At 39.5% G+C, this 9,874-nt stretch carries 5 protein-coding genes and 3 pseudogenes; 1 reads left to right on the top strand and 7 read right to left on the bottom strand.

All coding sequences use genetic code 11. From position 1 onward, the window contains the following. From SORDD27_RS10195 to pitA, 6 genes and pseudogenes are all read right to left on the bottom strand, one after another. Nucleotides 1–189: pseudogene (locus tag SORDD27_RS10195) on the bottom strand (ferrochelatase); the annotation flags it as partial. A 77-nt stretch (nt 190–266) separates the two neighbouring features. Beyond that, nucleotides 267–1,139 (bottom strand): PI-2 pilus system class B sortase SrtG2, encoded by an 873-nt coding sequence (gene srtB / locus SORDD27_RS03320; RefSeq protein ID WP_061427286.1) that lies wholly within the window; start codon nt 1,137–1,139, stop codon nt 267–269. Nucleotides 1,140–1,214: 75 nt separating this feature from the next. Continuing rightward, nucleotides 1,215–2,216 (bottom strand): PI-2 pilus system class B sortase SrtG1, encoded by a 1,002-nt coding sequence (gene srtB, locus SORDD27_RS03315; protein ID WP_000695090.1) that lies wholly within the window; start codon nt 2,214–2,216, stop codon nt 1,215–1,217. Between the two features lie 16 nt (nt 2,217–2,232). Beyond that, the gene (locus tag SORDD27_RS03310; RefSeq protein WP_000750686.1) at nt 2,233–3,453 is read right to left on the bottom strand and encodes a DUF7601 domain-containing protein; all 1,221 of its coding nucleotides are present in this window, start codon (nt 3,451–3,453) and stop codon (nt 2,233–2,235) included. Nucleotides 3,454–3,497: 44 nt separating this feature from the next. Continuing rightward, complete coding sequence (gene sipA / locus SORDD27_RS03305; RefSeq protein WP_061427285.1) at nt 3,498–4,049, bottom strand: PI-2 pilus system signal peptidase SipA; 552 nt, start codon at nt 4,047–4,049, stop codon at nt 3,498–3,500. Next, a pseudogene (gene pitA / locus SORDD27_RS03300) lies at nt 4,049–6,644 on the bottom strand (PI-2 pilus tip adhesin PitA). The gene sipA and the pseudogene pitA overlap by 1 nt, the downstream one beginning before the upstream one ends. A gap of 358 nt (nt 6,645–7,002) precedes the next feature. On the opposite strand from pitA, the gene pepT reads away from it, so the two are divergent. Further along, nucleotides 7,003–8,226, top strand: coding sequence for a peptidase T (gene pepT / locus SORDD27_RS03295; RefSeq protein ID WP_061427283.1), 1,224 nt, complete (start codon nt 7,003–7,005; stop codon nt 8,224–8,226). Nucleotides 8,227–8,262: 36 nt separating this feature from the next. Here the strand turns inward: pepT and SORDD27_RS10190 are convergent. After that, nucleotides 8,263–9,874 (bottom strand): annotated as a pseudogene (locus SORDD27_RS10190) (pneumococcal-type histidine triad protein); the annotation flags it as partial.

Genomic DNA, 9,874 nt, shown 5'->3' with positions numbered 1-9,874 from the left:
AGCAACTTCTTCCCTTGTAATCCGCTGCAAAGGCGTCCCACCGATAAGGACATAGTTGTCATAGAGAGTCTGAATCTCGTGGTCTTGGGGTCTAACTCCACGACGAATGTTTGTAAAAAATTCTGCTACTCCTTCAAAATTAATCTCCTCTGGAGATCCAAAGGTCATCATTAATATAGCTTTTTTCATGTTATCATCCTTATGATATTATTTTCACTATCTATTCTATCATGAAAGAAAAAAATAGTAAACGCTTCCGACGTCTACTATTTCTTTTGTTCTTTTGTCTTTCTATCTCGCCTTATGATTAGGATGATAACGACAAGGAGTAAAATAACGATAATCAGGAGAAGAAAGGCAAGGATATAAATCCAATGCGTTGGTAGACCTTGATCGAAATACCGCGTCCCTACAGCTTCTCCACTTTTATCTTGAGCTGCTTTTGCTGGCGTATCCGTTATTTTAGCTAAGAGGATATGTCGTCCGTTGGTAATATTAAGGAAACAGGTGCTTAATAAAACAATCTTGTCCGTTGAAGTCAGCGAAACATCTCGCTTGTACTTGGCTTTACTTAGCAAATATTGATAGTAAGCCTGGTGTTCCTCGTCGTTGGAACTCAAGGTTCGGTAAATCTCCGTGTCATATGCATCTACTTCTAAAATCCCAAATATCTCAAGACCACGTTCACGACCATTGTAGTAGATAGAACCATAGCGATGCTTTTCAAAAAAATCTTGATCCGCAAATTTTTGAATCTCCCCAAACATAGCACCAGAAGCCATGGAGTGACCGTATATGATGGTGTTAAAGTCAGTAAAGTTGGGATTGAAACGATAGTCTAGGAATATAGAACCTGACACAGTATAATCGCCAAAGGCATTGCGGTCAAGGTATTTGACATTGTCCTGACTCTGCAAGAGGGGATAGTCTACCTTGGTCCCATCGAGGCTAATCCAACCACAAACATCCTTGTTGAGATGCTGCAAGGTTTCAAAGCCCGTACTGCTGGCATCTTTTTCAATGGGATTATAATGATCGTAGTCACTCGCAAGGACTCCATCAGCTGTAAAAAGACAGAAAAAAGCTAGAAAGAGGGATAGAATGACCTTTATGGCTTTGCGACTTGTACTTATTTTCATATTTCCTTCTTTCTCCTTTCTAGCCTTGAAAATAAAAGAGCAAGAGAGACTGTCCCTTTCTCTTTTATTGGTAGTTTAGTCAGTAATGGTATCTGCTCCTTCTTCCTTTGCTTCTCTTCTACGACGCAAGATCAAGTAGAGAATGATGAGCAAGAAGATCAATAGCAAGAGCAAGATAAACAAGATGATGTACCATATCCACAAAGGAATCGATGAGAGAAATCGTCCGAGCGACGAATCATCAAAGACACTGTAAGGGAATGGTTTTGATTTTTTCGTATGGAAGGTGTTCTTTGGAACCGTATCCGTAATCTTGGCAACTACGATATGTCTCCCATTTGTTACGTCTAGGAAACAGGTACTGAGAAGGATGATATGGTCATTTGGCCCCAGTGTAATGTCTCGTTTGTGAATGGCAACCGAGAGTAAGTGATCGATATATTCTTGGCGCCGATCATCCCCATTAATACCTGGATCGTAGATGTTAAAGTCATAGGCGTCCACCTCGAGCATTTCAAAGATTTCAAGACCTTTTTCAACGCCATTATAGTAAATACTGCCGTAGCGATGCTGGTCAAAAAATTCCTTATCAGAAAACTTTGCTACATCTCCAAACATAACCCCATTTTCTACATGGTGTCCGTAGATGATGGTATTAAAGTCTTCGAACTTGGATTCATTTCGAGCCTCAAGGAAAATAGCCCCTGTAGCTGCAAATTCTCCCTTGGAATCCTTGTTCAGGTATTTTTCATTGTCTTTGGCTTGAACTAAGGGATAGTCGATATTGGTGCCATAGACATTGATCCAACCGAGAACCTCTGGATTGACTTGCTGTAGCTTGTGAAAGCCAGAAAAACTAGCAAGCTCATCCTTCTCACTGGTACTAACAGGTCTATAGGCCTCATACTCACTTGATGAAGCCTGAGAATAAACCTGATTGGCATCCCAGAGGGCGTAGAAACCAAAGAGAAAGACTAAGGCTGTCAAGAGGAGCAAGATATGATTCATCAATGCATCTACAGCAAGGACCAGACGCCTAGACAAACTCCTTTTGGGTTTCTCACGCTTGATTTTCATCGGTCAAACCACTTGCTTAAGCTTGTCTGCGTTTTTTAGACAAAACAACAAATCCAGCCAAACCAAGACCAATCATCAAGATGAAAGGAAGGTTGTCAATCAAGAGACCAGTAGGGGTAACGTCTGGTAAGCTATTTGTGATAGTGTTATCGTTTGGTTTTTCACCAATAAGGATACTATCTTGAGTGAAATTTGTAGAAACTGTACCAGCTTGATTTTTTGATGCTCCGTTCTCCTTATATGCAGCTGAAGCTGTGTAACCTTGAGATCCAGTTTCAACCAATTTATAACGAGTACCAGCAGGAATTGTGTCAAACACTAAAGATTGATCGTGACGTAGTGTTATAGTCGTTTCTTGACCATAGACAAATGTTTTTGAGGTTTCACCGATTTTACCAGTGATTGATTGTGAAGTTTCTGTAGATGCTTTTGTGAAAGTAAGCTTGAAAGTGAAATCTTTTGATTTATCTGCAGTAGCACCTGATACAACTTTTTTAATTACTAAAGATTTAGCATTTGGGTCAACTTTTGAAACATTTGGTTTATTAGGGTTTGGTTCATTTGGATCTGTAATTTTACCAGCATTTTTACGATAAATGTTAGTGAAAAGATCATATTTGTAAGTAGTTCCACTTTCAGATGGTTTTACTTTACCATTCACACTTGGGGATACTTGTTTAAAATACACAGAAGAAATATATGTTCCTCCTGTAGTTTTGTTCTTAACAATAACGTGCATTTCATAGTTGCGATTATCATATGTCATAAAATCAATAGGTGAACCATTTTTTTGAATAACTTTCCAACCAACATTTTGTTTTTCAGCAACAGTATAGACATATTCACCAGCATGTGTATAGTTCACTTCTCTAAAAATATCGCCGGTATCTTTCTTAATGTTAGTTTGGCCAGTTGCTAAAACGTCTGTTCCAGAATAAGATACATTTTTATCTGTAATTTGACCATTAGAAGAATCAATTGTTTCATAGGGTGCACCATTTGATGATGTACCAGTTTTAGGGGTGAAAGTAAATGTAAAAGTTGCTTCAGGTGTTGTAATTCCTTCAGCAATGTTCAACACCTTATTAATAGAAACTTTTGCACTTGTTTCACCAGTTGCTTTGGCAGTCGCCACATCATTATCATCCGCAAATGTTGGCACTCCTCTAAAGACCGACAAGGCGGTTACAGCTGCAATACTTGCAGTAACTAATTTTTTCAAAAATGTTTTTTTCATGATTATTCCTTTTATTTTTTAATTTCTTTTTTCATAAATTGTCATCAAAAGCCCCGTCGCCTTAGGACTGTTACCACCTTGCCATGGGTATCCTGTATAGGAATGGTTCCAAAAGCACGACTATCTACAGCCGTTGTTCGATTGTCTCCGAGGACAAAGAGTTGTCCTGCTGGGACTTTCATTGGGAAGGTAGCCCCTTCCTTATAGAGCAGCGTTTCTTTGTAGATATCCTGCTCTTGTTGAGGAGAACCGTTGATGATGAGACCATTTTCGTTTATATCGATCGTACTTCCTTCGGTTGCAATGACACGCGCCACTCTTTCCTTGCCCTTATAACTATAGACGAGCAGATCACCAATCGAATAACGTTTATCCAACCTATAGTAGACAACCAAGTCGCCATCTTTTAAGGCTGGATTCATGCCATCGTCATTGTATCTCAATAGTCCAAAGACAAAAAAGTAAAGGGTGGCTAGTACAAACCCAACCATCAGAAGCTTACTGACTAAGTAGAGGATATCTCCCCATACACTCGGCGGAGACTTATCCCGATTGACTTGTGTTACTGTTTTCTTATGTTTCTTTTTAAGTAGCATTATTTTCTCCTATGTACCACTAGATAGCCGAGTAGGATTGTAAAGAAGATTCCTCCTAGAGGAAGGATTATTCCTAACATGAGTGTACTGCTGAGGAAGTCAACTCCGGTTTCAGGTACACTGTTCTTATTATTCGTGACTGTCGCGGACTTATCCCCATCTAGCTTGCCTTCTTGATTTTCATAAGATACCTGATATCCACGCGAAGAGTTTGATTCCTCTTCTACGGTATAGTGACTATCGAGTGGTAGCCCATAAATTTTTATGGTTTGATCTTTGTTGAGATCTATAGATGCTCGACCATTCGTAAATTGCAGAGGGGTTCTTTTGTTATTCACCAAAACATTATAGGAGCCATTCAATGGTCTATCCTGAGCATCCCTGATGTTAATGGTAATCTTGAAGGATTTTAATAAGTTGGCAAATACGCCTGTAACTTTTTTTGTGACTGATAAACTTGGAAGCTTGTGATTCGTAACAGTGCTGGTCTCGTCTTTATTCAGATCGCCCTCTTGATTCTCATACGTAACGTGGTAACCATTCGTTGATGCCGCTTCTTCTTCAACTTTGTAATGAGTTCCCCGAGGAAGATAGCTTAGGATACCTTTCCAACGTTTTCGTTTGTCAACACGAACCTTCGCTTCACCATTCACAACATTTATCACACCAAAAGTTCCATTCAATGGCGTAGAATCAGGAGAGGTTAGTTTTACCTTAATCCAAAACTCCTTGTTCAAGTTATTTTCGGCTTCCAACACTTTCTTAATCGTCAGACTTGGCAATTGTTTATAGATTACCTTAAAGGATGGTTTAGTTTCTGTACCAACATTTTTTATTTCTTTGGTAAAGGCTGGGACGTCCGGTGCAATTAAATCGTATTGATATCCTTTGGCAACTTTCTCAAAGTTCCTCGTTTCATTAAAGATATTTGTTCTAACATTTACATTAGTCTTTCGATAGTCCTGATTGTCTGACGCCCCCATTCTTGTTCTTTTGAACCAGTTTCAGTTCAACATTACTCGGTTGATCAGCTGTAATAACAGTTCTCGCACCCGTCACACCTTGCCATTCAACTTCCACTGGTACCGTTAATGGATCTGAAGGCTTAAAGGTTGGGTTGTCAGAGTATTCTTTGGTCTTGGTTTGAGAGGTGCCTATTCCATAGGAATAGGTAACACTGGCACCTTTATTGGAGTAGAGTTTATTGACATCAGAACCTTCAGCATCACCAGCATCTAGTTTTTTATCACCAGCAATGGCATCTAGAGCATCTTGACTAGATGTAACAGTGAATTTGAGGACATATCTAGCTCCATCTTCTAAGGAATAATTCGGAGAAAAGTTAGCCGTAACTTCCACTAATCCTTCTGACGTTGTCTTGGTATCAAAAGTTACCTGCTCTTCGGTTAATGTTTCACTGCTACCATCCTTTTCTTTCACTACACGAAACTCTGACGATCCGTTTGGTAATAGCTGGACATACTTAGAAAGAACATCTTTGATAGTCACATGGTGGATTCCCAGTGGCAGAATCTTATCAGTGATATCTTTGAAACTGTCTCGTAACTGGTCTTCATTGTTTGCGGATAGGATTTCATTAGGAATGGAAGAATTGTGGTACCTGATATAATACTGCAAACTGGTAATACTATCGACATTATTTGAATAACGAAACTTAATAGAGTAAAAGCCAGCTAGTTTTGGAGCGAGACTATAGGCGAGATTATTGATAGATACATCTAAATTATTCCAGAACCAATTTGGTGCCGTTTCTGATCCATCTTGATTATTATAGTTATAAACTGTATAACCACTGTCGTTGTAGTACATATTGGCAAAACCATCTGATAGAACAATAACAACCTTCTTGGCATTTGGTCTTGCACTATCTATCAATTGATTGGCAATACGAATACCCGCGCTAATATTGGTTCCTGTACCGATTCCTGATTCAGTCCCTATTGATTGACCACCAGCAATTCTCATATTACTGACTGCAGTCTTTGAACCACTAGCATCGTTATTCCAATTTAAAATTGTTTCCGCATCATCCCATGGGGATACACCATCATAAAATGCTGTTCTCTCTTCATACGGCCAATACCGATACCCCCACTCCCATTTTCGGTAGTAGGAATTCCATGCTTGTTCCGCAAACTTATTATCAATCTTTCCACCAAAACCTACCATAGATAACCGATTATTTGAATTGGATAAAATCGTATCAATTAATCCCTGACGATCTCGAGTTCCTTTAAGGGTATTTTTTAAAGCATCCAATCTTGTAATTGTTCGGCCAGTAGAAGAAGGTACATCTCTCTTGCTCATACTTCCTGATAGGTCTGCTACTAAAACAACATCTAAGGGATCAGTTTGAGTTTCTGTCCCCAGCTTGGAAGTGATATCCAATGACAACTCATACTTGTCATCCTGTCCTGATATTGGAGTAATTGTCTTGTGAAGAGTTGTCTGAGGTTCTGTAGTAGAATCAGCATTTAACAGACTTATCGGAGCACACAAAAAGAGAATAGCTAACAGTATAACTAAACGGCGCGCAATAATTTGAACTTTCTTAAAATCGAAGCGAATGTTCATTTTATTCTCCTTAACTAGAATGTACTAACATTGTTATTATGTCAACCTAGTACGTTTACAAAATAATTGTACAATAAAGTTCACGCAGTGTCAATTAATATGGTTAATTTTATATTATGTTAATTAATAAAAGAGTATGATTCTTCTTTGTCTTTCAAACTATTCTATGGTAAAATGAAAAAAGAATAAAAAAATTTCATAAAATATCAATGCATATATTTTATTCTAAAATGCCCAAGATTTCATTTGAAAGTCTATTGAATTTGAATTATTATATTTTTTCAAAATTCATGAAATTTTCAGAATAAGGTTTTTTCCGAAGTTTGCATTCTATTTTATGATTGTTAAAGGAGTTTTTATGACTTATCCGAACCTTTTAGATCGTTTCTTGACCTACGTTAAGGTCAATACGCGTTCTGATGAACACTCTACTACTACTCCAAGTACGCAAAGCCAGATAGATTTTGCGACCAATGTTCTTATTCCCGAAATGAAACGTGTCGGTCTGCAAAACGTCTACTACCTTCCAAATGGTTTTGCTATTGGTACCTTACCAGCTAATGATCCCAGCCTGACACGCAAGATTGGCTTCATCTCCCACATGGACACTGCTGACTTTAATGCTGAGGGAGTTAATCCGCAAGTCATCGAAAACTACGATGGTAGAGTTATCGACTTGGGTGATTCTGGTTTCAAACTGGATCCAGCTGACTTTAAGAGTCTTGAGAAATATTCGGGCCAAACCCTCATCACAACCGATGGCACGACCTTGCTGGGTGCTGATGACAAGTCTGGGATTGCTGAGATTATGACAGCTATTGAATATCTGACTGCTCACCCTGAAATCAAACACTGTGAGATTCGCGTTGGTTTTGGACCAGATGAAGAAATTGGCGTTGGTGCTAATAAATTTGATGCTGAAGACTTTGACGTTGACTTTGCCTATACTGTTGATGGTGGCCCACTAGGGGAGCTTCAGTACGAGACTTTCTCAGCTGCTGCTGCTGAGCTTCATTTCCAAGGACGCAATGTCCATCCTGGTACTGCTAAAGGTCAGATGGTCAATGCACTTCAGCTAGCGATTGATTTTCATAATCAACTTCCAGAGAATGACCGACCTGAATTGACAGACGGTTATCAAGGTTTCTATCATCTTATGGATGTGACAGGTAGTGTCGAGGAGGCGCGTGCAAGCTACATCATTCGTGACTTTGAAAAGGATGCCTTTGAAGCACGTAAAGCAACTATGCAAGCCATCGCTGACAAGATGAATCAAGAGCTTGGGAATGATCGCGTGACTTTAACTCTGACAGACCAGTACTACAATATGAAGGAAGTCATTGAGAAAGATATGACACCCGTTACCATTGCTAAAGCTGTTATGGAAGATTTAAGTATCACGCCTATTATCGAACCAATTCGTGGTGGAACAGATGGCTCTAAGATTTCCTTTATGGGAATTCCAACTCCAAATATCTTTGCTGGTGGTGAAAACATGCATGGACGTTTTGAATACGTCAGCCTTCAGACTATGGAGCGTGCGGTGGATACCATCATTGGCATTGTATCTTATAAAGACTAAAAAAGACGAGGTAGCTCAGCTACTTCGCCTTTCTTTTTATTCATTTGGTTGAGCACTTGTCTCAGACTCACTTTGTGCTTGCTTTTCTGTTGGTTTAGAAGTAGCTGTTTCACTGTCTTTCTCAGACTTAGATTGGCTATCAGTTTCACTTGCTTTTGAACGGAGTTCCTGGTTCAAGCTAATGATTTCTTTAGCTAGAGTGAGGAGGCCTTCTTTATCACTGCTTTTGGCTGCAAGTTGATCAAATAGGCCATCAACACGTTCAAAGTCTGCATCGGTTCCTTTGTTATCCTCTAAGTACTTGTGAAGAGAGAGCAAGACATTATAGAGTTTTTGGTAGATGATCACCGTTTGTGGATCTTGTTCTGCTTCTTTTTTCTCTCGTTGGATAGTCGCTGCAATACGATTTAAAAGGTCCTCAAGTTGTGTTTTAGCTTCGTCAAGGTCTGCACTTTCCTTCTCAGTAGCCGCTTTGATATTAGCTGCTTCTTCAGCTAGGGATTGTTTGACACCATCTTCTTTGACACGTGCTAGGAGTTGGGCAGCTTTAGTTAGGAGAACATCCACTTCTTCCTTCTTAACATGGCTAATCCGCTCTTCTGGCATAAAATCACCGTAGAGTTCTTTTAGGAATTCATAGATGGCTGTCTTAGCAGTTTGACTATCTACTTTTTCCGTATCTAGAATAGTCTTACCAACTTTTGTAGATACGGGTTCTTCTTTGAGAGCTTCTTCTACTTCTAGCTTAGTTTGGTAAATAGTTGGGAATAACTTGTTCAAGTCGGTTGCTTTTAGGAAAGATTGTGACTGGTAAAGTTCCCATGTCAATTTAGCAACACGGTTTCGAAGTTCTTCTCTCAAACGACCATCAGACACATGTTCATAGAAATACTTGATGTACTCTACTGTTGTAACCCCGGTCCGATCTCGGAAATCTTGCAAGGCCTGCAGTTTCGCTTCAATGGCAGCCAACTCTGTCTCATCCTGTGCTAGTTTTGCTTCCTGCAAATGTACCAAAAGATCTTTCTTAGGCAAGCCATAAGTGTCTGTATCCAGTGTATTGATCTTATCTACAAGGGCTTGGTACTTCTTATCTAAAGGTGAAGTTTCAACCGGTGTCACACTTTGATCCACATGGATGTATTGTTTATCGAAGAGATCCAAGGCTGCTAGGTATCCAGCAGTTGAGTTTGTTGCCAGTTTTTTCATATTTTCGGTGAATTGCCCCAAAGCAAGTTCAACACGTCTCTGCATGATTGGCTGGTCTTTGTAGAGACTTCTGCTATCTGCTAACAGTTGATCCATCTTAGATAGAACTGTTTGTTCATCAAATGCTCCAGGTTGATAGGTCGATTGTAGGGCCGGAATCTTATTTTTCAAAGCTACTTCATATCCCTTAGTTTGAACCTTGATGTAGTGATTGTGGTCTCCGTGAGGAATCACAAAACTACCACTTTCTACCTGTAAACTATAAGGAGACACCCCATCACGTAGGGCAGTCGTATACAGTTCATTTAGGAAATCCAGTTCTGGGGTCCCAGTTTGGAGAGGAATACGAACATGTTCTTTTCGAACAGCATAGGGATGGATATGGGTTGGATCATAGGCTTGATCCGGATTTCCAAAGACAAAGAATCCATTTGAAATG

The sequence above is a fragment of the Streptococcus oralis genome, assembly GCF_001579025.1.
GTDB classification, from domain to species: Bacteria; Bacillota; Bacilli; order Lactobacillales; family Streptococcaceae; genus Streptococcus; species Streptococcus oralis_X.
Note: the sequence above shows the minus strand (reverse complement) of the source record. Positions and strands in the feature narration are given on the sequence as shown.